Origin of the sequence: Exiguobacterium sp. s11, assembly GCF_018619015.1 — a bacterium.
Taxonomy (GTDB): Bacteria; Bacillota; Bacilli; order Exiguobacteriales; family Exiguobacteriaceae; genus Exiguobacterium_A; species Exiguobacterium_A indicum.
This window is the reverse complement of sequence record NZ_JACSNF010000001.1, coordinates 200,278-224,363: the sequence shown is the minus strand read 5'-3', so window position 1 is coordinate 224,363 and position 24,086 is coordinate 200,278. Positions and strand designations below refer to the sequence as shown.

Annotated in this window: 32 protein-coding genes; 25 read left to right on the top strand and 7 right to left on the bottom strand. The window is 48.6% G+C overall.

Annotation, left to right across the window (positions count from 1 at the left end):
* Positions 1-121: 121 nt before the first annotated feature.
* The 3 genes from KNQ12_RS01370 (at position 122) to KNQ12_RS01360 (ending at position 2,344) form a co-directional block, all read left to right on the top strand.
* Positions 122-514 (top strand): hypothetical protein, encoded by a 393-nt coding sequence (locus tag KNQ12_RS01370; RefSeq protein ID WP_214745856.1) that lies wholly within the window; start codon positions 122-124, stop codon positions 512-514.
* Positions 515-623: 109 nt separating this feature from the next.
* Positions 624-1,313, top strand: a complete 690-nt coding sequence (locus tag KNQ12_RS01365; RefSeq protein WP_050677982.1) for an ABC transporter ATP-binding protein — start codon at positions 624-626, stop codon at positions 1,311-1,313.
* Between the two features lie 62 nt (positions 1,314-1,375).
* Positions 1,376-2,344 carry an LLM class flavin-dependent oxidoreductase gene (locus tag KNQ12_RS01360; protein WP_214745852.1) on the top strand — a complete coding sequence of 323 codons (969 nt, stop codon included), beginning with the start codon at positions 1,376-1,378 and terminating at the stop codon, positions 2,342-2,344.
* A gap of 66 nt (positions 2,345-2,410) precedes the next feature.
* On the opposite strand, the gene KNQ12_RS01355 is transcribed toward KNQ12_RS01360, so the two are convergent.
* Complete coding sequence (locus tag KNQ12_RS01355; RefSeq protein WP_214745849.1) at positions 2,411-3,139, bottom strand: SDR family oxidoreductase; 729 nt, start codon at positions 3,137-3,139, stop codon at positions 2,411-2,413.
* Positions 3,140-3,224: 85 nt separating this feature from the next.
* Between KNQ12_RS01355 and KNQ12_RS01350 the strand changes: the two genes are divergently transcribed.
* From KNQ12_RS01350 to KNQ12_RS01290, 13 genes are all read left to right on the top strand, one after another.
* Positions 3,225-3,488 (top strand): hypothetical protein, encoded by a 264-nt coding sequence (locus KNQ12_RS01350; RefSeq protein WP_214745846.1) that lies wholly within the window; start codon positions 3,225-3,227, stop codon positions 3,486-3,488.
* A gap of 471 nt (positions 3,489-3,959) precedes the next feature.
* Positions 3,960-4,502, top strand: a complete 543-nt coding sequence (amaP, locus tag KNQ12_RS01345; protein WP_023468372.1) for an alkaline shock response membrane anchor protein AmaP — start codon at positions 3,960-3,962, stop codon at positions 4,500-4,502.
* Positions 4,503-4,517: 15 nt separating this feature from the next.
* Positions 4,518-4,724 (top strand): DUF2273 domain-containing protein, encoded by a 207-nt coding sequence (locus KNQ12_RS01340; protein WP_035397250.1) that lies wholly within the window; start codon positions 4,518-4,520, stop codon positions 4,722-4,724.
* A gap of 42 nt (positions 4,725-4,766) precedes the next feature.
* Positions 4,767-5,204: an Asp23/Gls24 family envelope stress response protein gene (locus KNQ12_RS01335; RefSeq protein WP_214745842.1), complete on the top strand. Its 438-nt coding sequence runs from the start codon at positions 4,767-4,769 to the stop codon at positions 5,202-5,204.
* Positions 5,205-5,339: 135 nt separating this feature from the next.
* Positions 5,340-5,678 carry a hypothetical protein gene (locus tag KNQ12_RS01330; protein WP_214745839.1) on the top strand — a complete coding sequence of 113 codons (339 nt, stop codon included), beginning with the start codon at positions 5,340-5,342 and terminating at the stop codon, positions 5,676-5,678.
* Positions 5,679-5,783: 105 nt separating this feature from the next.
* The gene (locus KNQ12_RS01325; protein WP_214745837.1) at positions 5,784-6,542 is read left to right on the top strand and encodes an SDR family oxidoreductase; all 759 of its coding nucleotides are present in this window, start codon (positions 5,784-5,786) and stop codon (positions 6,540-6,542) included.
* Between the two features lie 116 nt (positions 6,543-6,658).
* Positions 6,659-7,573 carry a methyl-accepting chemotaxis protein gene (locus KNQ12_RS01320; protein ID WP_251055687.1) on the top strand — a complete coding sequence of 305 codons (915 nt, stop codon included), beginning with the start codon at positions 6,659-6,661 and terminating at the stop codon, positions 7,571-7,573.
* Positions 7,574-7,733: 160 nt separating this feature from the next.
* Complete coding sequence (gene nikA / locus KNQ12_RS01315; RefSeq protein ID WP_214745834.1) at positions 7,734-9,251, top strand: nickel ABC transporter substrate-binding protein; 1,518 nt, start codon at positions 7,734-7,736, stop codon at positions 9,249-9,251.
* Positions 9,251-10,186, top strand: coding sequence for an ABC transporter permease (locus tag KNQ12_RS01310; protein ID WP_214745831.1), 936 nt, complete (start codon positions 9,251-9,253; stop codon positions 10,184-10,186). The genes nikA and KNQ12_RS01310 overlap by 1 nt, the downstream gene beginning before the upstream one ends.
* Before the next feature lie 173 nt (positions 10,187-10,359).
* Complete coding sequence (locus tag KNQ12_RS01305) at positions 10,360-11,010, top strand: ABC transporter permease (RefSeq protein ID WP_214775389.1); 651 nt, start codon at positions 10,360-10,362, stop codon at positions 11,008-11,010.
* A complete protein-coding gene (locus KNQ12_RS01300) occupies positions 10,958-11,704 on the top strand; it encodes an ATP-binding cassette domain-containing protein (protein WP_214745825.1) in 747 nt (248 codons plus the stop codon). Before KNQ12_RS01305 ends, KNQ12_RS01300 begins: the two co-directional genes overlap by 53 nt.
* On the top strand, positions 11,683-12,420 hold the full coding sequence (locus KNQ12_RS01295; RefSeq protein WP_214745822.1) for an ABC transporter ATP-binding protein: 738 nt from the start codon (positions 11,683-11,685) through the stop codon (positions 12,418-12,420). Before KNQ12_RS01300 ends, KNQ12_RS01295 begins: the two co-directional genes overlap by 22 nt.
* Positions 12,414-13,703 carry an MATE family efflux transporter gene (locus KNQ12_RS01290; RefSeq protein WP_214745819.1) on the top strand — a complete coding sequence of 430 codons (1,290 nt, stop codon included), beginning with the start codon at positions 12,414-12,416 and terminating at the stop codon, positions 13,701-13,703. Before KNQ12_RS01295 ends, KNQ12_RS01290 begins: the two co-directional genes overlap by 7 nt.
* A gap of 40 nt (positions 13,704-13,743) precedes the next feature.
* Here KNQ12_RS01290 and KNQ12_RS01285 read toward each other — a convergent pair whose 3' ends face one another.
* Complete coding sequence (locus KNQ12_RS01285; RefSeq protein WP_214745816.1) at positions 13,744-14,343, bottom strand: TetR/AcrR family transcriptional regulator; 600 nt, start codon at positions 14,341-14,343, stop codon at positions 13,744-13,746.
* Between the two features lie 109 nt (positions 14,344-14,452).
* On the opposite strand from KNQ12_RS01285, the gene KNQ12_RS01280 reads away from it, so the two are divergent.
* Positions 14,453-14,980, top strand: coding sequence for a hypothetical protein (locus KNQ12_RS01280; RefSeq protein ID WP_214745813.1), 528 nt, complete (start codon positions 14,453-14,455; stop codon positions 14,978-14,980).
* 18 nt (positions 14,981-14,998) lie between these two features.
* Here KNQ12_RS01280 and KNQ12_RS01275 read toward each other — a convergent pair whose 3' ends face one another.
* The gene (locus KNQ12_RS01275; RefSeq protein WP_023468358.1) at positions 14,999-15,382 is read right to left on the bottom strand and encodes a hypothetical protein; all 384 of its coding nucleotides are present in this window, start codon (positions 15,380-15,382) and stop codon (positions 14,999-15,001) included.
* A 145-nt stretch (positions 15,383-15,527) separates the two neighbouring features.
* Between KNQ12_RS01275 and KNQ12_RS01270 the strand changes: the two genes are divergently transcribed.
* Complete coding sequence (locus KNQ12_RS01270; RefSeq protein WP_023468357.1) at positions 15,528-15,935, top strand: hypothetical protein; 408 nt, start codon at positions 15,528-15,530, stop codon at positions 15,933-15,935.
* A 25-nt stretch (positions 15,936-15,960) separates the two neighbouring features.
* Here KNQ12_RS01270 and KNQ12_RS01265 read toward each other — a convergent pair whose 3' ends face one another.
* Entirely contained in the window at positions 15,961-16,527 is a 567-nt protein-coding gene (locus tag KNQ12_RS01265) for a recombinase family protein (RefSeq protein WP_214745810.1), read from the bottom strand.
* A gap of 199 nt (positions 16,528-16,726) precedes the next feature.
* Between KNQ12_RS01265 and KNQ12_RS01260 the strand changes: the two genes are divergently transcribed.
* Together KNQ12_RS01260 and KNQ12_RS01255 are read left to right on the top strand one after the other, a co-directional pair.
* Positions 16,727-17,200, top strand: a complete 474-nt coding sequence (locus KNQ12_RS01260; RefSeq protein WP_029341746.1) for a hypothetical protein — start codon at positions 16,727-16,729, stop codon at positions 17,198-17,200.
* On the top strand, positions 17,082-17,909 hold the full coding sequence (locus KNQ12_RS01255) for a nucleotidyltransferase domain-containing protein (protein WP_251055686.1): 828 nt from the start codon (positions 17,082-17,084) through the stop codon (positions 17,907-17,909). Before KNQ12_RS01260 ends, KNQ12_RS01255 begins: the two co-directional genes overlap by 119 nt.
* A gap of 67 nt (positions 17,910-17,976) precedes the next feature.
* On the opposite strand, the gene KNQ12_RS01250 is transcribed toward KNQ12_RS01255, so the two are convergent.
* On the bottom strand, positions 17,977-18,762 hold the full coding sequence (locus tag KNQ12_RS01250; RefSeq protein WP_214745807.1) for a pentapeptide repeat-containing protein: 786 nt from the start codon (positions 18,760-18,762) through the stop codon (positions 17,977-17,979).
* 44 nt (positions 18,763-18,806) lie between these two features.
* On the opposite strand from KNQ12_RS01250, the gene KNQ12_RS01245 reads away from it, so the two are divergent.
* From KNQ12_RS01245 to KNQ12_RS01230, 4 genes are all read left to right on the top strand, one after another.
* Complete coding sequence (locus tag KNQ12_RS01245; protein WP_214745804.1) at positions 18,807-19,235, top strand: GNAT family N-acetyltransferase; 429 nt, start codon at positions 18,807-18,809, stop codon at positions 19,233-19,235.
* Entirely contained in the window at positions 19,235-19,858 is a 624-nt protein-coding gene (locus KNQ12_RS01240; protein WP_214745801.1) for a hypothetical protein, read from the top strand. Before KNQ12_RS01245 ends, KNQ12_RS01240 begins: the two co-directional genes overlap by 1 nt.
* A 31-nt stretch (positions 19,859-19,889) precedes the next feature.
* Complete coding sequence (locus KNQ12_RS01235) at positions 19,890-20,219, top strand: antibiotic biosynthesis monooxygenase (protein WP_058703391.1); 330 nt, start codon at positions 19,890-19,892, stop codon at positions 20,217-20,219.
* Between the two features lie 116 nt (positions 20,220-20,335).
* Positions 20,336-20,572: a hypothetical protein gene (locus tag KNQ12_RS01230; RefSeq protein ID WP_214745798.1), complete on the top strand. Its 237-nt coding sequence runs from the start codon at positions 20,336-20,338 to the stop codon at positions 20,570-20,572.
* A gap of 1 nt (position 20,573) precedes the next feature.
* On the opposite strand, the gene KNQ12_RS01225 is transcribed toward KNQ12_RS01230, so the two are convergent.
* Both KNQ12_RS01225 and KNQ12_RS01220 read right to left on the bottom strand, forming a co-directional pair.
* Positions 20,574-21,842, bottom strand: a complete 1,269-nt coding sequence (locus tag KNQ12_RS01225; RefSeq protein ID WP_214745794.1) for a hypothetical protein — start codon at positions 21,840-21,842, stop codon at positions 20,574-20,576.
* Entirely contained in the window at positions 21,839-23,107 is a 1,269-nt protein-coding gene (locus KNQ12_RS01220; RefSeq protein ID WP_214745791.1) for a hypothetical protein, read from the bottom strand. The genes KNQ12_RS01225 and KNQ12_RS01220 overlap by 4 nt, the downstream gene beginning before the upstream one ends.
* A 154-nt stretch (positions 23,108-23,261) precedes the next feature.
* Here KNQ12_RS01220 and KNQ12_RS01215 point away from each other — a divergent pair, with 154 nt between their 5' ends.
* A complete protein-coding gene (locus KNQ12_RS01215; protein ID WP_214745788.1) occupies positions 23,262-24,080 on the top strand; it encodes an alpha/beta fold hydrolase in 819 nt (272 codons plus the stop codon).
* Positions 24,081-24,086 lie beyond the last annotated feature (6 nt).

Sequence of the window (24,086 nt, the reverse complement as noted above, 5' to 3'; positions counted from 1 at the left end):
GAATAAGTCAATCTGAAGACAATTGACAAATGAAATCGGACTGCCTACACTAATTGTACATATCCGGTTTCTGTCGCGATTGCGCGAACAGGAACGACATTCAGGAGAGGAGCCCAACCGTATGCGCTGGATCAGTTATGCGGCTGTTGTGACGATTCTTTCGTTCTTAGCGTTCACAGCGTATTCGTTCTTGACGACGATCGACTTTGAGATCGTCTTTCAGTTCGGAACGTTTGCGATGACGTTATCCTATTTTATCTTTGGTTTACCAATGTTGTGGATTGTTCGCCACTATCCGTTAACCCTTCGTCTACTCATCTACGTGACGACGAGTGCTGTCGTCTTATTTCTATTCATCGGTCTATATGAAGCGTGGCATGATGCGTCATTGTCTCCGTTACCACCATTCGGTAGCATGATCCAATTCACGGCTCTCGCTTGCCTATTGTTCATCTTACCGTATGAACTCGTCTATCGTAAAAATTTCGTCTCCATTCAACCACGTGTTTCTTGACAGTATTCTTGTTCCTCAAGAATGCTGTTTTTTATTTCCTCTCATTTAGAAGGAATTCCCAATAAATTCTTGAATATTACGTTATCACGAATATATGGAGGGCTTACATATGGAAGGAACATTTCAATGCAAACAGATGGGAAAATCATTTTCGGGAGACGGTGTCGAGACACATGCGTTACAAGACATCGATGTGACGCTTGAGGCAGGTGACTTCATCTCGATCATTGGACCTTCAGGATCCGGAAAATCAACGTTACTCAGTCTGATCGGAACCCTCGATCGTCCGACGAGTGGGGAGTTGCATTATGACGGAAAGCCGATCAATAAATTGAACAGTAAGGAACTATCCGATTTCCGTTTCGAAAACATCGGCTTCATCTTCCAACAGTTTCATTTGATTCCGACGCTGACAGCGCTTGAGAATGTCATGGCGCCTCTGTTCGGTCGGAAAGTACCATACGATAAAAAAGAACGCGCCGAGCAGTTACTCGCGCAAGTCGGTCTCGCTGATAAAGCAGGCAGTTTGCCGTCGCAACTTTCCGGTGGACAACAGCAACGGGTCGCCGTTGCCCGAGCACTCGTTCATGAACCGAAATGGTTGCTTGCCGATGAGCCGACAGGGAATCTCGATACGGATACGGGAGAAATCATTTTCAATCTTTTACGGTCATTAAACGAAGAGAAGGGCTGCGGCGTCTTGTTCGTCACCCACGATCCGGCACTCGCAGAGCGGGCGAACCGAACGATCGAGATGCGAGATGGCGTCATCATCGAAGATCGTCTCGTGCGAGTCTGAGCCTCGTTTTTGAACTCCGTTCCTCCACCCTTTACACTGAAAGGGTAGAGGAGGAATGCGTGATGCGACTAGGAATACTGGATCAAGTGCCGTTACATGAGGGCGATACGGTCGAAGCGACGATGGAAGCGACGGAACGACTCGTCTTAGAAGCCGAGCGACTCGGTTATGAACGGTACTGGTTCGCCGAACATCATAATACGAACGGGTTGCTCAGTGCGGCACCGGAACTGTTCATCGCCCGAATGGGTGCGAAGACTTCAAAAATCAAGCTTGGTTCAGGTGGCGTGTTGTTGCCGCAGTATCATCCGCTGAAAGTCGCCGAGAGCTTTGCGACGCTCGATGCCTTTTATCCGGGGCGGATCGAACTCGGGATCGGTAATTCGCCGGGCGGGAGCGAACGGACACGACTTGCGTTGACGGATGGAGAAGAAAACCGGGCAGCGGAGTTTAGTCGACTCGTCGATGAAACGGTGGGCTTCTTGACAGACAGTCTATCGAATCGACACCCATACCGGATCGTCAAGACGACACCACGTGACAGGAAACCGTCACCGATCTCGATCCTGGGTCTGTCACCACGTAGCGCGCGGATTGCAGCCGAACAAGATCGTGGTCTCGTGTTTGGTCACTTCATCAATCCGGATCGTTGGGAAGAGACGCTCTCGACATATCGCGAGGCAGGCGGGAAGAACGTCATCGTCTGTGTCTTCGTCATCTGTGCTCCGACACAAGAAGAAGCAGAACATCTCGCTCGAACACAGGATGCCTGGATTCAAGGCGTCCGACTCGGGAATTCGATCGTTCCGTCGTTTACGACGACAGAAGCAAAGGTCTGGAATGACGTGCAAGTAGAACGGATCCGCAAAGATCGCCGACGAGCAATTGTTGGGACACCGGATGTCGTTGAGCGTGAGCTAGAGGTCTTAGCAACGCGTTATCAAACGGATCAATTTTTACTGATCAACAATGCCTTTGATCAAGAAAAACGATTACAGTCGTACCAGCTCATCGCGGAACGACTACTCTAAACAGAACAGGACCCCTCGTTAGCTGTTTGGCTAATGAGGGGTCCTGTTAATAAATTCTACATTCAATTAACGTTGAGCCGTTGGACGAATCAGGATCTCGTTGATCGCGACATCTTCTGGTTCGTTAACGGCGTAAGCGATGGCACGCGCTATCGCGCTCGCATCGATCGCTTTCAAGTCACCAATCCCTTGTTTGATTTCTTCATCCGAGATATGGTCCTTCAGTTCTGTATCGACCGCTCCCGGTGAGATGATCGTTGCACGGATGTGATTGTCGACCGATTCTTCCTTGCGGAGACCTTCCGTGATCGCGCGAACGGCGAATTTCGTACCGCTATAGACGGCGCTCGACGGCATGACTTCGTGACCTGCGACGGACGAGATGTTGATGACATGTCCGCTTTTTTGTTCGCGCATGTACGGCAAGACGGCTCCGATTCCGTGGAGAACACCTTTGATGTTGACGTCGACCATCGTATTCCATTCATCCTGTTGATTCTTGTGGAGGTGTGATAGTGGCATCAATCCCGCGTTATTGACGATGACATCCACTGAGCCGAACTTGTCTTTCGCAAGCTTAGCGAGTGCATCGACTTGCTCGCGATCAGTGACGTCCGTCACTTGATAGACGGCTTGAGCACCTTCTGCTTCAACGGCTTTGACGAGTTCTTGCAAACGATTTTCCCGGCGTGCAGCAAGAACGAGTTTTGCGCCTTGTTTTGCAAGTTCTTTAGCGGTTGCTTCCCCAATCCCGCTTGATGCTCCTGTAATGATGACGACTTTATCCTGAATCATCTGAACTCCTCCTTCTGAATAACGTACTCCTTGAGAGGTATTGCCGCTTTTATTGATTTGAAAACATTGTGTAGGAGGCTTATTCATGAAACGGTATCTCTTTATTGGATTGATTGTGATTGCAATGGCAATCGGATGGTTTTTATCGCTTGATCCATTTCGGCATCAACCACCAGAACCTACTGTAACCATCGAAGGTCGCGACGTGAAGGTGTATACCGGCACTTATAGTTGGTCAGGGATGTTTCGTGGAGAAGTAGCTGATACGAAGTCGGAAGCCGTCGATTTAGTAAAAGGCGATCCGAGTACGCAAGCAAATCCTGAAGATCGCTTGATGATTCGCTTTTAAGAGGAGCCAACTCCGAAGTCTGTCACGATTGTTCTATGGTCGGTCGAGGATAAAAAAGAAATTAAAACGTATAAGAAGACCGGGAAGATTTCCGTCCCGACGACTCCCGGACGATACGTCTACCAGATTACAGCCGACTGGAAAGAAGGTGATGGCGATTTCGCCTTTCCGATTGAAGTGAAATGAAAGGCAAGATAAAAATATATTGACAGGATGTATGTTTAGTGATAAATAAATGAATCGTTGACCTCTTCTTTGAATAGAAGAGGTATTTTTTCGTTAAATATAGTAAATAATCCACTTGTTTCGCTAAATATAGTCTGAATAATCAGAATATATGAACATTTTAACAGAAGTGTATGTAAATTTTTCGGGTTCGAATGAACGGGAATAAACACATCATACACATAATATTTCATGTGTTGAATCACCTAGGTGAAAGAAGTTAACAATCGTAAAGGAGAGGTGCAGATGAATGGGTTCAATCGATTCTTACTCGTCATCATAGGCATACTCGGACTCGTCAGTGTAGGGCTGCTTGTGCTCGGTGTGTATGATGTTCCACGGCTCAGTTCGTTAATCGAGCAGTGGCAGGATCAGCAATGGTATAGCTATACCGTTCTATCCATTGGAGGTTTTTTAGCATTCGTATTCGTCATTCTATTATTCACAGGATTATTCAGCCGCTCAAAAGGTCAACGTCTGTTGATTCAAACGGGTGACGGAACGATCACGATTTCGAAGGAAACGATCGAACGGACGGCACTGGAGTCGATTCGTGGGATTGGTGGCGTACGGACACCGCGTGTCCATGCCGACATCCACTCGAAAAAAGAGACGGTCGCTTTAAAAGTCGACTGCTCGGTCTTCGGACAAGAGGGGCTTCCGACGATCGCGAAGGATATTCAAGAACGCGCTAAACAAGCCGTCGAATCCTTACTCGAGTTGCCGGTCACGAGTACGAAGGTCACGATCAGTGATACGAAAACGAAAACATCAGAACGTGTCGTCTAAGAGAGGAGAGGGAACATGAAGACAAGGGAAGCACTTTATCCGTATCGGTTCCGACTGATCGGAGGACTTGTCGGTCTAATCCTCGCCATCTTATTCTTGACGATTGGCTTTGGTCCGACGATCCTCATCGTTGCCTTCGCAGCGATTGGATTCTTGATTGGGAAGTGGCGCGATGGTGCGCTTGATATCGAAGGGTGGATTCAGTTCTTTCAACGGGACTGATTCATATATTACTAACTAAACATTCAAAAGGAGAGATTTCAAATGGCAAACGAAGTAAACACAACAACTGAAAACGAAGTAGTACGCGAGAATAAATTGACGTTCGAAGATCAAGTCATCAAAAAAATCGCAGGAATCGCGTCGAATGAAGTGACAGGCATCTTGTCAATGAGTGGTGGATTCATGAGTGGACTGACGGATCGTCTCCGGAGTTCGGAAGACATCACGAAAGGAATCGGTGCTGAAGTCGGCGAACGCCAAGTCGCACTCGATTTAAAAGTCATCGTCGAATACGGTAAAAACATTCCGTCGATCTTCCAAGAGACGGTCGCAAAAATCAAAAAATCAATCAGTGACATGACAGGACTTGAAGTCGTCGAAGTCAACATGCACGTTGAGGACGTCATGACACGCGCTGAATTTGAAGCAAAAAATAAATCGAACAACGAACAAGAAGAAAATAGCCGAGAACTGCAATAAGGAAGTCAAAAGATCCGACGAAAATCGTCGGGTCTTTTTTTCATGTATTCATAACATGACTTCCTCTCTAAAATAACGGTTGGATGGGTTACGATAGATATAAGAATGATCATTATCTAAGGAGGCATCGTATCTTTGAAACCAAACGATCCGTATTATATCTGTCCTGTGTGTGGATGCAATAAACTTGAAGATCCACCATATTATGAACACTTTGCGGGGAGTAACGAAATTTGTCCATGCTGTGGTTTTGAGTTCGGTGTAGATGATTTCGACTGCGTGGAAGTAGACATGAAACAGTTGTCAGACGAAGAAATCATAAAACAAGCACACGAAATTTATCGACAAAACTGGATCAATCATCAATTTAAATTATTTGATCCGAGCAAGTTCCGAGAATCGGAGAAATCCGGAAACCGGCTCAACGTTGATGTCGCATTGAAACAATTGCAACGCATTCACTGCAGGACCTGACGAACTCGTCGGGTCTTTTTTCATGGAATCGACACGACGTTTGACTAAACTAGAGCCTTTTTCGGGAATAGATTAGTATCACGATAAACGAAAGGATGATTCATGATGCGACTAACAGGTAAAACGATCATCGTCACGGGAGCTGGCTCAGGAATGGGTGAAGCCATGGCCAAATTGTTTGCACAAGAAGGCGCACGGATCGTCGCAGCGGACATTCGGTTGGAAACCGTCGAGCGGGTCGTCTCTGACATCAAGGAAGCGGGCGGAGAAGCGATGGCTGTTGCGAGTGATATCGCCAAACCTAACGCAGCAACAGAACTCGTCCAACAAGCGCTTGAGGCTTACGGCAAACTGGACGTTCTCGTCAACAATGCTGGGATCATGGACGGAATGGAGGGAGTGGAAGACATCTCCGATGAACGCTGGGATCATGTTTTCGCCGTCAATACGACGGGAACGATGCGTCTGATGCGCGCAGCGGTCAAGCATTTCAAGGAAGTAAAAGGTGGTGTCATTCTGAATAACATCTCGATTGGCGGTCTGAACGGTGCCCGAGCAGGAGCAGCCTATACCGCTTCCAAACATGCCGTCATTGGTTTGACGAAGAATACCGCCTTCTTTTACGCCGGAGAGGGGATCCGGTGTAACGGCATCGCTCCTGGAGCCGTCGAGACGAACATCGGGCAATCGATGACGAACCTGAATGAATTCGGAATGGGACGGGCGATGCTCGGTATGGGACTCAATCCACGTGCTGGTCAGCCGGATGAGATCGCAAAATTGGCATTGTTCCTCGTGTCTGACGAGGCGAGTTTTATTAACGGGGCGATCGTCGTCGCCGATGGTGGATGGAGTGCGTATTAAAAATCGTATCTTATTTACTAGATTACATTTTAAAATGGCAGGAACATGTCGATATAAGGGATAATATGACAATAGGAGCATTATGACCTTGAGTTTGAATCCAGGGAGGAATCGGCATGTCGATGCAGGAACAGGCAGCACACGTCACCGACACACAAGTCATTCGAGCAATCGAGCAAAATCTGGCAATCATTCGCTTTGACGATCGACGAAAAGTCGCATACGTCAATGAGTTGTTTGCCCGGACGATGGGGTATGAAGTGGAAGAGCTAATCGGTAAATACCACCGTGATCTTTGCTTTCCAGCGTACGTCAACAGTCCGGATTATGAGTTGTTTTGGCGCAAATTGATGCAAGGAATTACGTATCAGGACAAGATTGAACGCCGGGCTGCCGATGGGCAACAGAAATGGCTCGAAGCGACGTATATGCCGATCTACTCAGATGATGGGCGCCGGATCGTCGGGGTTTCAAAAATTGCATCGGACATTACGATTCGCCAACAGGACGTCTTACGGATGGCGGCTGAACTCAACGAGACATCCGCGTTCTTAACGGTCAAATCGGAAAGTGGTCGTCAGGATGGTCTGAACGTGCTGGCGACCGTCCAACAAGTCGAGGCGGAATCCGTCGAGAATCTGTCGAGCCTTGTTGCCTTACGAAAGGATGCGAACTCGATCACCGACATCGTGAAGACGATCCGTGATATTGCAGCGCAGACGAATCTGCTCGCCTTGAATGCGGCAATCGAGGCGGCACGTGCAGGTGAACATGGGCGCGGATTCGATGTCGTCGCGACCGAAGTCCGTAACCTGTCGAACAAAGTTTCCCACTCGATCGGGGAGATTAAGAACAACATTGAAGGGATTGTTGAACGGATTGAAGACGTTTCGCACAGCATCGAGCGGATTTCGTCTAAGGTCAAGGACAGTACGGGTCAACTCGAGCATACAGTCAGTGAATTCGATCAATTGGCTGATTCAGCGAAACAACTCGAGCGTCAGGCAAAACAATTCGTCAATGTCTTATGACACACATCGATACCGGATCACACGAGCTGTTCGCTTGTTGTTGATTCGGTATTTTTTTGATGGCGAATTCAATATAGAGAAATAGAAAAGACGCTTGTTAAATCGGAATCATTACGATATGATGTAAAACGTAATTATTCCGAATTAAAGGTGGGAAACAATGTCTACATATAAAACTGCGCGCCTCATCGGTAGTGTCTTCCTCGGTTTGACCCTTGCCGGTTGTGCTGCTTCTGATACGCCACAAGAGCAAAATCATTTGACGTTCGTCTATAACTTCGCGACACAATCGCTCGATCCGCATCGGGACAGCAGTTATGTTCCGCTTCGCGCGGGGGTGACGGAGACGCTCGTCCGTCTTGATGACGAACGTTTGACGGTCGAGCCGTGGCTTGCGAAGAAATGGTCCTACGAAGGAAAGCGAACATGGCGGATCGTCTTACAGGAAGACGTGACGTTCCATAACGGGAAACAACTCGATGCTGCAGCCGTCAAATCGTCTCTCGAACGCTCGATCGACGAAAATCCAGGTGTCAAAAATGCCTTGAACATCGAGACGATTAAAACGGACGGACCAGATCTGCTCATTCAAACGAAGACGACGTATCCAGAGTTCATCTCGGAACTCGTCAACCCGAACACAGCGATCATTGACACGAAGGCGAGAGGGGTGACGAAAGAACCGATGGGAACAGGCCCGTTCCAAGTCGAGCGGTTCGCTCCGGGAACAAAAGTCGAGTTAAAACGTTTCAAGTCCTATTGGCAAGAACAAGCGAAACTTGATTCCGTTGATTTTGTCTTCAATGAAGACGCTGGCGCACGGACGAACGCTTTGCGTGCCGGACAGGCAGACATCGTCTATCGTCCGGAAATCGAGAGTGTCAAGCAGTTGAAGTCTGAAGGATTGACAGTCCATGCGACGGATACGTTCCGCGTCCATCAGTTGACGATGAATGTCGCCAACGGTCCGATGCAATTCCTTGAAGTCCGACGAGCGATCGACGCTTTGGTCAATCGAACAGAGCTCGTCAATCACGTCCTCCAAGGATATGCGGTGCCAGCGCGTGGTCCGTTCCTATCGTCATTCCCATTTGCTCCGGATTACCCGCAACAAGAGCAGAAGACGCCTGAGGAATGGCTCAAGCAAGCCGGTTATACGAAGCAAGATGGACGGATGCAAAAGGACAGTCGCCCTTTAAAACTGACCTTATTGACGTATGGGGCTCGACCAGACCTTCCATTAATCGCTCAAGTCATTCAAGATGACGCGAAAAAGATTGGCGTGGCGATTACGATCAAACAGATCGATGTCCCAGAAGAATACATGGCGAGTAACCGGGGCTGGGATATCGCGACGTACAGCAATCTGACAGCTCCGCGTGGGGATGCTGGTTATTATTTAAACGCGACCTATCATCCGAACGGGGGACTGAACTTCAGTCGTGTCGCGGATCCGAAGTTGACGAAACAGATCGAGACGTTGAACCGGACGTTAAAGGTCGAGGATCGATCGATTCTTGCTGAAGAGATTGCCCGTTACGTTGATGAACGCCGCTATAATAGTTTTCTCCTCCATCCATCGACTCTCGTTGCCTACGACGGCAAACGCGTCAAAGGATGGAAAACAGAAAAAAGTGAGTACTACATGATCACGAATACGCTACAGGTGACCGATTGATGCGTTCGATCGTCAAACGACTGCTGTCGCTGAGTCTATTCACTCTACTCATCACGTTCGGTTGTTTTGTCTTGCTGCGGTTACTGCCGGGTGATCCGGTCTTGACGTTATTGAATATCGATGAATTATCAGCGACGCCCGAACAAATCGAGGCCGCGCGCCGTGAATTAGGATACGATCAGCCGTTGTTCGTCCAGTACGTCCGTTGGCTGCAAGACATACTCACCTTACGTCTCGGAAACTCGTTACAGACGGGACGACCGGTCATTGAGATGTTGTTAGAGAGTTATCTCGTGACGGCGGAGCTGGCACTTGGTGGTCTTACGATCGCTTTATTGATCGCCTTACCCCTAGGAATCGGTAGCGCCTTGACGACGCGCCGAAGCGTCGTCCGTCTCGCCCACCTTGTCAGCATGAGCGGAGCGGCCGTGCCTAGATTTTGGATCGGTCTATTGCTCGTCGATCTGTTTGCCGTCCGTCTCGGGTGGTTACCTGTGATGGGACGGGAAGGGATGACGTCACTCGTCCTCCCGGCTCTATCGCTCGGCTTTCCACTTGCGAGCGTCTATATTCCATTGATTCGACTGAATCTACGCCGTGAACTGAACCAACCGTACATCGAGTTGGCACGGATGCGTGGGATATCCGAGCGGACGATCCTTTGGCGTTATGCGTTACGCGGCAGTGTGCAACCGGTCCTGTCCGTGTTCGGTCTGACGCTCGGCAGTCTTGCCGGGGGTGTCGTCGTCCTCGAAGTTCTGTTCGCGTATCCAGGTGTCGGAAAATTAATGGTCGATGCGATTTTGCAACGCGATTACCCACTGATCCAAGGCTACATCTTGCTGACGACAGGCATCATTTTTGTCTTGCATCAAGGTATCCGATCGTTAAACCGGGCGTTACGACCAGATTGGCAGAAGGGAATACACACATGAAAAAAACATGGCTCATTTTCGGAGGATGTATCCTACTATTTATTTCATATACCGTATACGTTAATCCATTTAATACAAACGTAGCGAAAAGACTTAAGCCTCTTTCATTCGAACATTTGCTCGGAACAGACGGTTTAGGACGAGATTTCGCAGCTCGTCTTTTTTTAGCTGGTTTGATATCCTTAGGTTTCAGTCTACTTACGGTGTTGCTCACAGCCTGCATCGGTACCTGCCTTGGTTGTCTAGCTGGCTTTTATGATGGACGTCTCAAGCGGTGGATTCATCGGTTAGAAGATGGTCTCGTGATTTTCCCGGACACCGTTCTAGCACTCGTTATTGCCGGACTATTTGGTGCTAGTCCTCAAAGTTTGATCTTTGCGATTTTACTCATCAAATGGATCTCCTACGCGCGATTAAGTGAGACACTCGTGACCGAGACGATTCAAAAACCATACATCAGCATGGCTCGCATCAACGGGTTAACAAATAGAATGATCTTACGACGCCACATCTTACCGCCCATCATCCGGCAAGTCGTCGTGTTAATGAGTTTGGATGTCGGCAAAGTTATCTTATTCTTATCGGCGTTCTCTTATATCGGGCTTGGTGTCCAAGCACCACTGCCAGAGTGGGGAGCGATGTTGAACGAAGGACGTCCTTATTTCAGTTCGGCACCCCGGCTCATGCTTTTGCCAGGTGCGTGCATCGTCTTGACCGTCGTCGCGACGATGGGATGGACACGGTGGATGAAGAAAAAAGGAGGACACGTAAATGATTCAGATTCGGAGCTTACACGTTCGGGCGAAACACGTCCTTCTGCATGACGTGAATCTATCGCTACCAGCTCACCAATTCATTTGTCTCGTCGGAGCGAGCGGGAGTGGTAAGACGCTCTTGCTGAAACGATTACTAGATCGATTGCCGGACGGGATGTCGTCGAGGGGAGAAGTCATCTCGGACGAACCTCTTCGGCGTGGTCTCGATATCGGTTACATACCGCAGCAGTATACCGATGCGTTTCTTCCGTTTTTAACGATGCGTCAGATGTTACGGGATACATATCGCGCACAAGGGCGCAAGATGGATCATCCTTACATCGATGACGTCTTGCGAACACTTGAGTTGGACCCGACCTGGTTGGATCGGTATCCAGGAGAGTTGAGCGGTGGGCAATTACAACGGTTCGCGATCCTGTTTGCCGTTGCCTTAAAACCACGGTTGATTTTAGCGGATGAATTAACGACGGCACTCGATCTCGTCTTGACACGTCGTTTACTCGACTGGTTGATCGAGTACCAACACCAGTACGGGGCAACGATTGTGTTCGTCACCCACGAATTAGGACCTGCTTTACATTACGGGGAGCAACTCGTCTTAATGCAGAATGGACGAATCGTCGAGACGGGAACACCACAGATGATCGAGCAAAGTCGTCATCCGTTCACGATGAGCTTGATGCAAGCGCATCGTACGTCACTGGAAGAAAGGAAGAGTTCATGTCACCAGTCTTATCCGTAACAGATCTTACTTATCAGATAAAGGGTCAGTCTATCTTGTCGAATATCTCGTTTCACGTAACGAAAAAGGCGTCACTTGGCATCATCGGGGAAAGTGGGAGTGGCAAGACGACACTCGGACGATTGATCCTCGGTCTGCTTAAACCTACACATGGTTTGATTTCCTTACATGGAAAGGTATTTCCGAGTGGGCAACGAAACGAGCGACGAGCTATTCAAGCCGTCTTTCAACATCCTCTCGCTTCCTTTAATCCAGAATGGACGGTGCGGGAATCGATTCTTGAACCGTTTCGTCAGCATCGTCCGATTTTGCGGCATTTCCCAGCGACGTCAGAAGTGGATCTTATTACAGCTCTCGCGTTTGCTGTCGGGGTCGAGGAACAGTTATTCGATCGATTGCCCCATCAATTGAGCGGGGGACAAATTCAGCGTGCCGCGATCGCCCGCGCAATATCGATTGAACCCGACATCATCGTGATGGATGAGCCGACGACGGGACTTGATGTCGTCTCCCGCACACAGATCATCGAGCTACTAAAACGCTTGCAGCAGACACTTGGTGTCAGTCTCGTATTGATCTCGCACGATATCGACTTCATCCGGCGTCTCTGTTCGGAAACACTCGTCTTACGTGACGGTCGTGCTGTTGATTTGATTGATCGATTGGAATCAGGTGGTGCGTATACCCAACGATTCGTCGAGGCCGGAACATGGTGAACGCACAACCGACGCACAAAACGTACTGGTTACTCGCGTATCCGCTGATTCTCTCAAGTATTGCGACACCCTTGCTTGGTGTAACCGATACCGTCGTCATCGGTCAATCCGGTGATCCGCGGGCGATCGGCGGCATCGCCGTCGGAGCCGTCTTCTTCAATACGATTTACTGGTTGTTCGGTTTCTTAAAAGTCAGTACGACAGGATTCAGTGCCCAAGCAAGCGGGGCGAATGACGTGCACGCCTTACGGACGTCCCTCTACCGACCGTTGTTTCTAGCATCCTGCATCGGTCTGCTTATCCTGTTGTTCCGACAGCCGCTCGAGCAAATCGGACTGTACTTACTGGCACCACCCGTTGACTTGCTTGATACGGTCAAGACGTATATTTCATACCGGATGATTGGCGCACCGTTCGTGTTGATGGGTTATGCGTTACTCGGCTGGTTGATTGGTACCGGTCAGGTCAAGAACGCCTTGTTCGTCCAATTGTTTAGTACAGGAGTCAATATCGTTCTCGATATCGGATTCGTCTACGGATTGGATGCCGGTGTTGCTGGAATCGCGGTTGCGACCGTCATCGCGGAGATCAGCATCGTCGTCTGTAGTCTGTACCTGATTCGTGGTCATTTGGCGATGACACGTGATGAATGGCGTGCCTTGACGGCGTGGCACGCGTACCGTCAATTCTTTCAAGTCAATCGTGACTTGTTCATTCGTACGATTTTCCTTCTACTCGTTACCGGTTGGTTCACACGTGCTGGAGGACAATTCGGACCGAATGTCCTCGCAGCCAACGCGATTCTGTTACAAATCCAGTATTTGATTTCGTACTGGTTCGGTGGACTCGGTCATGCGTCAACCGTTCTCGTCGGTCGGGCGACAGGGAATCAGGATCAGGCAGGATACCGGACGAGTGTCCGTTTGGCACGGACGTTCGGATTCTACTCGGTCGTCTTCTGGTCACTAGTGCTCCTCTTCCTTGAGACACCGCTCCTACAGTTGTTCACTTCAGAAGAGGCGATCTTAGACGCAGCGCGCGATTATTACTTCTGGATCATCATCCTACCGCTTCTCGCCGGTTGGGCGATGATTTATGAAGGCATCTTTGCCGGACGGGTTGAAGCAACACCCGTCCGAAATTCGATGATTCAAGCAGGCATTGGTTTTGCGGTCGTCCTCCTGCTGACACCGACTTTTGGAAATCAGGGCGTCTGGGCAGCGTTTTTGACGTTCTTCTTGATTCGTTCCGTCTCGTTGATTCTCGTAGAAGCAAGACGATGAATAACCCGCTGTTTCCCTCGCGCGCAAAGGGAACAGCGGGTTATTTGTCGTCGATCGCTAAAGGACGGACGAAGAGGGCGTTCAAGTGATGGACGAGCACATGACGCAGGCGTTCTTTTGGTAATCGTTCTGGTCGAAACAGAGCATGAAAGGCTAACCCGTCAACGAGTGCTGCGAGCCGTTCACTCTCAAGCTCAATGTCTAAGCCCGCGCGGAGTGTACCGTCCGGAATCTGTGTCAACAGTACTTGAACCATATGGTAGATATCGTCCGGATTTTCCGTCGCTTGGGACGTATACGCGGACATCATGAATTGAAACCAGACCTGCATCTCGAGCTGATGCTCTGGTGCATAAGGTAAGACCTCAAGTAAAACGTCACATAACGTTTCTTCCGGGGTTCCTCCTTTCTCGAAAATGGTTGTGATGCGTGCTTGGACCCGTTCTTGGACGAGGTCCATCGAGAAGCGGAGCAACTCGTCCTGGGTCGTGAAGTAATATCGCAAGGCACCCAGTGAGAGTCCCGCTTCCTTGGCGATCGTCCGGACACTGGCTTGTTCAATACCGACTTGAGAAATCGTGCGCCACGTCGCTTCGGCGATGAGGTGTTTGCGTTCTTCGTGATTGACTTGTTTTGGCATGTCTCAAGTATATCATCTTTTTTAGCACGAATGTATTAAAAAGACTAGTCAAGTGACGAATGTGATGTTATCTTTATAATACAGTCGTATTAAAAAGGAGAGGATTGATATGCAACTCGTCGCGTGGGCAATCGTCGGTTGTGAGATTTTATTTTGGGTATTCATCGTCGCCGGACTGATCGTGCGTTATGGATTCAGGCGCGAAAGACTCAGTTTTCGATTGATGGCGATGTCGCCGGTCATTGATATCGTCTTATTGCTCTTAACAGTGTTTGACTTAAGTCGCGGCAGTACCGCAACGCTTGCACACGGTCTTGCTGCGATCTATATAGGCGTCTCACTTGCATTTGGGAAACAAATGATTGCCTGGGCGGACGGAGTCTACCGCCGTTTTGTCCTAAAAGAGCACGTAGCAAAAGAACGGATATCGCGTGCGCGACGGGAACGCAACGGTTTCTATCGACACATCCTGGCCTTTTTGATTGGTGGTACGTTACTCGGTGCGATGATTCTCTGGCTGGGAGATGCTGAGCAGACGGAGAGTCTCTTACGGACGTTACAACTGTGGGGGCTCGTCCTCGTGATCGATGGCGTCATCTCGATGAGTTACACCGTCTTTCCTGCTCGATCCAAATAAAAAAACGAACCTTGTCTGTCAGCGGTCGACAGTGAAGGTTCGTTCCCGAATCGTATTCGTATGGACTTGTTTGCGGGCGTCTATCGAATCCCGAATGTGGATGATGTAGCGGCGTCCTTTTTTGTATCCAGTGCGCGGTGGTTTGATTCGGATTTCTTTGCCGTCAAGGACTTCAATCTCCGTTTGCATCCGTTCACCGTTCGAATCCGTCACGGTGACTGTTCGGTTCGAAACTTGCTCCTTCCGTAGTCCTTTCGCGTATTCGATGTCGAAGGTATGATACGAGGAGATGGAGCGGGCACGTGATTTGAAGTGCGGCTCATCCGTCCGTTCATCGAGAGTGCAGTAGCAACCCGTGAACAAGAGGCTCGCCGAGAGGAGTATCGAAAATAGATGTTTCACGAAAACGCTCCTTTATGTATTTGGTAATTTTAGTATAAGACAAATTTTGGGTTACGACAATCCTTCTTAAGACCGAGTCGTTGACATCTATTAAATTCAAGCAGCTCCATGCTATAATCGACCGAGAGAAAGGAAGCGATACACCATGCCAGTACAACCAGACCAACGCGAGATCATCGTCTCGATCCGGACGAGTTATGATTTTAAAGCGGATACCGGTCGCGCGATCCGCGTCATCGAGTTTCACGGACGCCGGACGACGCTGTTCGATACGTTCGAAGCGTCTTCACCAAAACGAATGATCTTGATCGAGATGATTCGCGCCGTCCAATCGTTCAAGGAACCGTTCCACATCATCTTCAACGTCGAATGTAACTTCGGTTTCAAGTATTTGACGGATCAGCGGAAATGGGAAAACCGGGACGTCGGGAATACGTTCCTCGACTTGATCGAACAAGGCGGTCATACGTATGAATTACGAGACAGCTCGTTCTATGAAGGCGGAAAAGCCCTCCAAAAATGGCTCGGCAACACCTTAAAGCAAAATAGCTAAAAAAAAGGCTGATTCCATGATGGAGTCAGCCTTTATCTGTATCGATTGTCTCGCTTTCGAGATATCGGTACAACGTACTTTTACTAATACCGGTCTGTTCGCGGATATCAGCGAGCGAATAGTTTTTACTTTGATACATCGCGATCGCGCGGCGGACATTTTCATCCGGCTTCCGCGGTCGACCGGTCTGCTTTCCTAGTTCTTTTGCTTTTGAGAGTCCGGCACGCGTCGACATGCTGATGACGTCACTTTGCAGCTGGACCAGGTGGCGTGCCGTTTCAAGAAACGACAAGGAAGCACGCTCGCTCGTCCGAATCTGTTCGCGGAGTGACCACAGCGTCGCACCGCGTGTCTCCATGTGCTCGAGCATCTCGATCAAGTGCCGCGTCGAGTCTGCTAAGATGTAGAGATGCGTGACGATGACTTCGTCTCCCGTCTGAAGTGTCTCGAGCATCTGTTCTAATTCCGTCCGTCGTTTGGCCGAATCATGCGTCTCGATGACACGTGTCGTCACATCAATCTTGTCGGCTTCCGCTTGTTGCGTAGAACAGTCTGGATCATCCGGATAGGGTCTCATGTAGAAATATTGCATGAATGGAGCTCCTCTCTGTCGATCACGATCGACGTCAGTTCCTCATCAGTATACCGTATTCTCACCTCCGTGCCGCAGAAAACCGAAAACATGCCTTTCTTCTCATGTTCGGATCGACTAATTTGTGGTAAATTGAGTGGAAGTAAGTTTCTCGGACTCATCCCGATACCATTCATTCTTTTTAAATGAGGTGCTCATCATGAACAAAGAAGATCATCAACTCGCCCGTCAGCTCTTGACGACCTATTTCATCGGCACACAGTTAGCGACGGTCCATGTCGCAGGCTACGTCACGCTCGAATTCATCAATTTGTTCGATACGACTGCGCCTGAACTACGACTTCGGATCGAGACGGATCGTCTGTTTTATGGCGATGTCGAGACGACACAGGACTGGGTCGTCCGCCATGCGACGAAGGAAGAGATGTTACACTTGATCGTCTCGCTTCACGCGGAACGCATCACCGGTGTCCGGATCGGAAAGACGGCACCCCACTTATTCCTAACGTTTAGCAACGGACAAACGCTCGTCTTAAACGGATCGGATACATATTATGAATCGTGGGCGATCGATATCGGTCTCGCACCACACCGAGCCGACGCGACGATCGTTGCCGTACCGGGTGACGAACTTGCCGTCTTCTCCGGAATCGGTGAACAAGTTGAAGACTAAGACACGCATGGAGTGGTGCGACTGGATCATGCCGCTCGTTGCGTCACGTTATCCGGATCACTGCGCTATTTTACTTGCCGGCAGTCATACGCGAGGGCAAGCGACCGCTCAATCAGATGTCGATGTGATCATCTTTGAAGTGAGTCGAGGTCAGGCATACCGGGAATCGTTCATCCATGACGGTGTCCCGGTCGAAGCATTCGTCCATTCCTTTGAGACGATCCAGCCGTTTTTCGAGAGTGACCGGGAACGTGGTCGCCCGTCCCTGCAACGAATGATTGCTGACAGCTGGACGATCGAGGATCATCCGCGACTTGCAACTATCCGTCAGGAAGCCGTTCAACAATTGGCGGACGGACCTGTTGCGTGGACGACTTCGGAACAAGAGCGCGCACGTTATTTTTTAAGTGATATGCTCGACGACTTCGAGAGTGTGACGAACCGCGCGGAAGGTTTAGCGATTGCATCACGTTTATATGAACAGAGCATCGAATTCGTCCTTCGTGCCAATCGTCGCTTCATCGGACAAGGAAAGTGGGCGATTCGTGCTCTTGCGGAGTTTGACGAAGACTATGCCAGTCGACATACGCTGGCATTCGAGTTGTATTATCAATCAGATGACCGACGAGAAGTCGTCGCGTTAGTCGATGATTATCTTGCCCCATTCGGTGGGCGTTATTTTGACGGCTTTACGCTCGGTAAACGATAACAAGCAAAAGGAGGTACGCTTTCGGATCAATCGACCGAAAACGTGCCTCCTTATCGTTCGCTTTTGTTTAACGCCAATGGGACGGACGGAGTAAGCGACGCGGTAACTGTGTCGCGGCATTACCGACTGCCGCATTGATTTGTGCCTGTGTCAAAAAGAGCGCGTCCGTCAGATCGGCGTCCTTGACGTTACAGTCTCGCAAATCAGCCCCAAGAAAGTTGACTCCGCGCAGGTTACTGTGCGACAAGTTCGTCGCGAGCAACCACTGATTCTGAACACTGGCACCTGAGAAATTACGTCCTTGTAGCTGTTTTCCGACCCAGTCGCGTGGTGTCTGGTCGCGTCTTCCGCTATACTGAGCTTGAACACGCGATGCAATCATTTCAAGGAGTGATCGAACGGTTTGACGAACCGGTATCAAGTCAAGTCGTTCAAATTGATCGGCTGGTAATGCCGCGTACCGAGTCAGTGCGGCAAGCGTCTCATCGAGTTGATCGTGGATGTCACGCGTGACATCACGTTTCCCGTCGGTTATGTACCACATCATTTCAAACAAATGAACCATCTTTGGGAAGGCAGCATAGATCGCTTGGCGTCGCTTAGGTGCATCATCGCCTTCGAATGTCTGCTGTGACAGATATTGTCCGGCACCAAAACAATCATAAACGGTGCAGCCTTTGTAGCCGTTATCGCGTAACCGGTCATGAATGCGGCAGCTGTAATCGGCGTCAAGATTACGACACGGTGTTGCTTCCGGTTTGTCATGACCAAAATCACTGGATTTCGAAAAAGCGAGTGCGGTACAACATAAACCAAAACACTTCGTACAATCAATCTGGAATGTAGGTTCCATCGGATTCACCTCCACTACTACTATAACAAGAAAGGAGATTAGACATGCTGAAATTTCAACTCAAGGAAAATAAGGACGGACAGGACTGGCTCCGAAAACAAGTGCGTCAATATAATGTCGAGCGTTCACCGCTTCATGCGACGAAACGCTCCGAGGGAACACAAGCCGTCACATTACTTGCGACGCGTGACGATCAACCGATCGGCGGCATCTCAGGGGAAATATACTGGGGCTGGTTACATATTGAATGGTTCTTCGTTGCCGAAGAGGAACGGGGAAGTGGGCTCGGTACCCAATTATTCCGTCAACTGGAGGAATGGGCACGAGCAGCGGGTGTTCAGCGAATTCGCGTCGAGACGTTCTCGTTTCAAGAGCTCCCGTTTTATGAGCGACAAGGATTCGTCGAAGTCGGACGAATCGATGACTATCCACCAGGGATGAGCTATCATCTGCTCGTCAAACAGGTCGACTGATGAAACGGCGTCTTTTCCTCATCTTATTGTTCGGTCTCGTGCTCGGAACGCTGACGGGGATGCATCCACGTCAAGAGACCGTTTCCTTTACGGCGAAGCAAGTCGCCCAGTTATATACAGAGATGATAAACACACCAGTCGAAGCGCGTGATGTCTACTTCGTCGAACGACTGTCTGACCATTATGCCGTCGCGTATCTTGAAGCGAAGCACGACCGCTTGTTTTTGCTCCTGCAACAAACCGATGAGTCACAACGAATCGACCGAATTATTCGCTCAAAACAGACGAGGGAGTCGGATTGGTTTGAAGGTCGTTTGTTGACGACGGACGAAGGTCGATACCTTGTCGCCTACGGCATGAATGGTTCGAAACAAATGAAATCAATCCGGTTCGAGCCGTATAAGACGACGGCTGATGGCGAAGCGCCCCTTCGTCCGATGCAACGCTCCTTGTCGGTAGCAGATCAGGAACGCTTCCATACCGTCCAACCGTTACCGGATGCCTTCCCGCATTCGCTCTATTTCGAGATGATCGCGACGAGCGTAGACGGAAAAGAGACGATCCAACGCTTGACGTTACCAAGCGATAACGCATCCGTGTTTTCTACGACCCGTGACTTCTAGTATACTGAAGACGAAAAAGGGGGAGAAGAACATGTGGATCGTCATGAACCAGTTACACGTCGTCAAAGGTGCGGCAGATCAGGTCGCGGCACGTTTTAAGACGACGAAAGGAATTGAACGGATGGAAGGGTTCCACCGGATGCAAGTCCTCGTCGATATCAGTCAGGAAGAAGAAGACATCGTCACGATCATGACAACGTGGTCGAATCAAGCAGCATTTCATGCATGGCAAGAGAGTCAAGCGTACAAAGGCGTGCACCATAAGCGGGATAACGGAACGTCCGAAGTTAAACCGCTTGTGACGTCGAATACCGTTACGGAATATGCGATCGTCGCTGATCACAGTGCCGTCGTGGAATAAATACTAACACCCCTGAGAAGATTTCTCTCAGGGGTGTTGTTTGTAATGATAGATTAGATTGTTTTTCCGTAATCTGGGTATACTTTAACAAACTAGATGAAACGAGGTGACACCGCATGGTCTATCGTAAACCTGTCGTCTCTAGCCTGTCCGTCCTCGGTGGTATGATCCTGCTCTTTGGTTTCTTGACGAGCGGTGGCTTCATTTATCTCTACTTCTTCGTCTTGCTGTTTGCTTGCGTGTCCTTTTTACGTGAACCGTTGACGCGTAAAGAGTGGTTACGCGAGGGGGTTGCTTTCATCTTCTGGTGTTCCTTGATTTACTTGCTCCAACATCTCATCTTTATGGTGTGAGTCATTTTTCGTATAGCTCAAATAAGGAGAGAATGATGTCACGACCTGTCGCCGAAAGATGAACCGACACGTCACGTTTCGGATCCTTCAAGTAAATATCGGTCTTTTTGACACGCTTATCGAGATAAACTTCGTATTGTTGTCCTTTCACTCCTTTTCGGAACGTCAAGTATTTCCACTTCGCCCGTTTTCCTCTTACGTCAGCCTGTTCACTTGTCTTGATTGCTTTTTGCAATTTCCCGGACTCATCACTCGTCATCATGATCGTATCTTCGACTTTAAGACGATCTTTAGAAGAATCGCTTTGATCATAAAGATAATGCTTGAACTGCTTTTGATGGAAGAGTGTTATGTCATTGATAGTTGATAAAACATCTTCTTCCGATAAGTCCTGTCGAGCAAGCTCAGACGGACGTTCCATCGTGTGCTGAATCGACAATTCGTAGCGGAATTGGCCTCCGTTTTTTTCTGTTGCGATAAGCGTGCCGTAATGTTCCGGTGTGCCGTCACCAGGAATGAAGCGGACTTTTCCGGGCTGTTTCATCGCATGGATCGACGTCTCCATCTGCTGTCCACTGATCAATTGCGGTATGCGTACAAAGGAGTTATACGATATATCGTCATTCTCATTATATTTCTCATTGTACGTCAGATAAAGCTTCGTATCTTCAGTAAAGGGAGTAAGGGCTTCTGCATAGACGACGAATGTCTTTCGTTCGTCTTTTTTCGTTACATCAGTCGCTTTCATCACCAGGTAACCTGATCCAGGTAGCGCTAATTTTCGAACAGAACCGTTTATGATGTTATCATCACGTGAGAACCAGTCCTCTTTTTTAATGGTGTCTGGATGGACTTCTAACTCGTTCGGATGTTCAACCAGCTTCGTTTTCGCGAAGACATCTTGTTTGGTTGATAAGAGGTGATACTCGCTGTCAGCCATATTCTGACAATACAGATATGTTTGTTCTCCGGACTGGACATAACGAGCCATTTGTCCTAAGTAATCTTCAAATGGTGCCGTCATCACGACGGAGAACGTGTCACCGTAAGAATAATTTTTTGGAGCTTTTACCGCTTTTGATCGACACTCCTCCATGATGACACTCATTTCCTTTTCCGATAACATCTTCGGAGGTTCTTTGCCTTTAAACCGCGCTCCATCATACAATTTCGATAAGTAATCCCATTTGAAATTCGGCGCATCACTTTGACAACCGCTTAACGCGAGCGTTGCTGCAAGTGTGAGTCCGATCCAGTAACGTTTGTTCATTTGTTAAGCACCTCACTGAGTGCTTCACTTGTCGTACCCGACAGCTTAGCACCGTTCTTTGTTCCCTTTTTGACGACATAGATTTCAAGCTTTTTGGCGCGTTTGCGTTCAAATAGCTCGAACGTTTGGCTTTTTCCTTGGCGCATCAATGTTAATTTTTTCTGATTTAGTTTCGTGCCCTGTGGCTCCATGACATCGGTCTCTTTTAATTCCTGAGCGATTTTTTTCGCTAATTTATCCGGTATTGCCGAGACAAACTTATAATCGATCTCGACGAGCTGTTTCGGTGATTGATGGATAAAACCGACATAGCTGGTTGGCGATGTATCAAAGAATACGTATTTGTAATTCGCGGGTTTTTCGTAAGTCGGATTGAGACGCATATAAATCGATGTTTCCTGAATGATTTTGCCTTCTTCTTTCTTCCGAACAGTCGCAAAAGGAACCGTCTGTCCCACTGAAAGTGTATCAGGAAGTTGTTTTCGTTCGATTTGATACGATTGCCCCATCACATGATCTTGAATGACGGATGGAATTCCGATACGATCACCACTGGTCATTAGTTCGATTGATGTATGTTGCAAACCACTATTCGGAATGACACGAAAAGCTAAATTCAATTCGGAACCGGATAGGGATTCGGTCGTCTCAAAGAGTGTTTGTTCGTCGTCCTTACTTTTGTCTTTCATGAAAAGAACGAATTGACCTTCCGGTGGTAAGGACAGCTGGTAGGACGGGAAGAGGTAATGTCCCATCTCTTTCGATTGCTTACTTTCTTCATTTTCCTGTTTTTGCTGATCCATTACTTTTTTTGGTACAGGTTTAAAGCGGACAATCGTCGATTTAGCTTTAACCGGTTGTTTTGACCAATCGACGAATGGATAATCACTTCGTTTAATCTGATGGACCGCATAATCCGCATGGCGTATCGGCTGACAGGCCAGATAGTCTTTTTTTTCGTCTGATAGGAAACGAACGTGTTGGAACTCACGCCCTTGGATATTTGCAGGAAGGAAATACAAATCGAATCCTTCGTGTTGCACGTATCGGTCAGGTAAGCGCTTCATGTCAGATTTTTGCTGACAACCCTTCAACAAAGCAGCCGTTTGTTTTTTCGGGAGATCCGGTATCTCTTGCCCATCAAAGGTAGTCGAAATACCCCCCCAGTAATTGGCGTCATATGTAAGGTCTAGGTATTCTTCTTTACCGCATCCGGCAAGTAGGACTGCGCCTGCGAGAATACCGGTATGTATATAGCGTCTCATGAAAACCCTCCTTCATCCTAATGACTATATTTTACCATAATTTCTAGAATAGACAGAATTTTCTATTACACTTTGACATCAAGATGTTTGTCATCTCTTGACTCGGGAATAATAGATGCATGCACGGTCAATCTATTACTATGGGGGTTTTATGATGGGTACATTCATTCAAGCAGTTGATGGCACGAAAATTTATGTCGAGGATGTCGGATCGGGTCAACCGGTCGTCTTTTTACACGGCTGGCCGGCAAACAACAACATGTTCGAGTATCAAAAGAATCTGCTCGTCGAAGAAGGATACCGTTACGTCGGGATCGATTATCGCGGTTATGGTAAATCAGATGCGCCGGCAACGGGATACGATTACAAGACGATGGCGTCCGATGTCAATGAAGTCATAGAACAGCTGAAATTAACGAATGTCACGTTGCTCGGCTTCTCGATGGGAGGAGGAATCGCCTTGTCCTATCTCTTGCACTACGGGGATTCAAAAGTCAGTAAGCTTGTCCTCGCTGGAGCCGCAGCTCCTGTCTTTACACAACGCGACGGTTATCCATACGGGATGACAAAAGAAGAAGTCGATGGATTGATTGCCGACACGAAACAGAATCGTCCGTCGATGCTCAAAGGATTCGGGGAAATCTTCTTTGCGAAGGAACATCCAGAACCACTTCAACAATGGTTCCATGGACTTAGTATCGCCGCTTCGTCCCACGGTACGATTCAGTCAGCAATCGCCTTACGTGACGAAGACCTACGTGGAAAACTCGGAGACATCAAAGTCGATACGTTAATCATCCACGGTAAAAAAGACCAAGTCTGTCCGTTCGAGTTCGCGGAAGAAATGCAAAAGGAAATTCCACAGGCACGACTTGAAGTCTTCGAAGAGAGTGGACACGGCATGTTGCTTGATGAACAAGAGAAATTCAACGAAACGCTACTCTCGTACGTCAAAGGAAATCAAACCGTCTAATCCAAC

Bases quoted from the DNA above. Each gene is read 5' to 3' on its own strand.
- KNQ12_RS01370 (WP_214745856.1), top strand. From the start codon at position 122: ATGCGCTGGATCAGTTATGCGGCTGTTGTGACGATTCTTTCGTTCTTA.
- KNQ12_RS01365 (WP_050677982.1), top strand. From the start codon at position 624: ATGGAAGGAACATTTCAATGCAAACAGATGGGAAAATCATTTTCGGGA.
- KNQ12_RS01360 (WP_214745852.1), top strand. From the start codon at position 1,376: ATGCGACTAGGAATACTGGATCAAGTGCCGTTACATGAGGGCGATACG.
- KNQ12_RS01355 (WP_214745849.1), bottom strand. From the start codon at position 3,139: ATGATTCAGGATAAAGTCGTCATCATTACAGGAGCATCAAGCGGGATT.
- KNQ12_RS01350 (WP_214745846.1), top strand. From the start codon at position 3,225: ATGAAACGGTATCTCTTTATTGGATTGATTGTGATTGCAATGGCAATC.
- amaP (WP_023468372.1), top strand. From the start codon at position 3,960: ATGAATGGGTTCAATCGATTCTTACTCGTCATCATAGGCATACTCGGA.
- KNQ12_RS01340 (WP_035397250.1), top strand. From the start codon at position 4,518: ATGAAGACAAGGGAAGCACTTTATCCGTATCGGTTCCGACTGATCGGA.
- KNQ12_RS01335 (WP_214745842.1), top strand. From the start codon at position 4,767: ATGGCAAACGAAGTAAACACAACAACTGAAAACGAAGTAGTACGCGAG.
- KNQ12_RS01325 (WP_214745837.1), top strand. From the start codon at position 5,784: ATGCGACTAACAGGTAAAACGATCATCGTCACGGGAGCTGGCTCAGGA.
- KNQ12_RS01320 (WP_251055687.1), top strand. From the start codon at position 6,659: ATGTCGATGCAGGAACAGGCAGCACACGTCACCGACACACAAGTCATT.
- nikA (WP_214745834.1), top strand. From the start codon at position 7,734: ATGTCTACATATAAAACTGCGCGCCTCATCGGTAGTGTCTTCCTCGGT.
- KNQ12_RS01310 (WP_214745831.1), top strand. From the start codon at position 9,251: ATGCGTTCGATCGTCAAACGACTGCTGTCGCTGAGTCTATTCACTCTA.
- KNQ12_RS01300 (WP_214745825.1), top strand. From the start codon at position 10,958: ATGATTCAGATTCGGAGCTTACACGTTCGGGCGAAACACGTCCTTCTG.
- KNQ12_RS01295 (WP_214745822.1), top strand. From the start codon at position 11,683: ATGTCACCAGTCTTATCCGTAACAGATCTTACTTATCAGATAAAGGGT.
- KNQ12_RS01290 (WP_214745819.1), top strand. From the start codon at position 12,414: ATGGTGAACGCACAACCGACGCACAAAACGTACTGGTTACTCGCGTAT.
- KNQ12_RS01285 (WP_214745816.1), bottom strand. From the start codon at position 14,343: ATGCCAAAACAAGTCAATCACGAAGAACGCAAACACCTCATCGCCGAA.
- KNQ12_RS01280 (WP_214745813.1), top strand. From the start codon at position 14,453: ATGCAACTCGTCGCGTGGGCAATCGTCGGTTGTGAGATTTTATTTTGG.
- KNQ12_RS01270 (WP_023468357.1), top strand. From the start codon at position 15,528: ATGCCAGTACAACCAGACCAACGCGAGATCATCGTCTCGATCCGGACG.
- KNQ12_RS01265 (WP_214745810.1), bottom strand. From the start codon at position 16,527: ATGCAATATTTCTACATGAGACCCTATCCGGATGATCCAGACTGTTCT.
- KNQ12_RS01260 (WP_029341746.1), top strand. From the start codon at position 16,727: ATGAACAAAGAAGATCATCAACTCGCCCGTCAGCTCTTGACGACCTAT.
- KNQ12_RS01255 (WP_251055686.1), top strand. From the start codon at position 17,082: ATGAATCGTGGGCGATCGATATCGGTCTCGCACCACACCGAGCCGACG.
- KNQ12_RS01250 (WP_214745807.1), bottom strand. From the start codon at position 18,762: ATGGAACCTACATTCCAGATTGATTGTACGAAGTGTTTTGGTTTATGT.
- KNQ12_RS01245 (WP_214745804.1), top strand. From the start codon at position 18,807: ATGCTGAAATTTCAACTCAAGGAAAATAAGGACGGACAGGACTGGCTC.
- KNQ12_RS01240 (WP_214745801.1), top strand. From the start codon at position 19,235: ATGAAACGGCGTCTTTTCCTCATCTTATTGTTCGGTCTCGTGCTCGGA.
- KNQ12_RS01235 (WP_058703391.1), top strand. From the start codon at position 19,890: ATGTGGATCGTCATGAACCAGTTACACGTCGTCAAAGGTGCGGCAGAT.
- KNQ12_RS01230 (WP_214745798.1), top strand. From the start codon at position 20,336: ATGGTCTATCGTAAACCTGTCGTCTCTAGCCTGTCCGTCCTCGGTGGT.
- KNQ12_RS01225 (WP_214745794.1), bottom strand. From the start codon at position 21,842: ATGAACAAACGTTACTGGATCGGACTCACACTTGCAGCAACGCTCGCG.
- KNQ12_RS01220 (WP_214745791.1), bottom strand. From the start codon at position 23,107: ATGAGACGCTATATACATACCGGTATTCTCGCAGGCGCAGTCCTACTT.
- KNQ12_RS01215 (WP_214745788.1), top strand. From the start codon at position 23,262: ATGGGTACATTCATTCAAGCAGTTGATGGCACGAAAATTTATGTCGAG.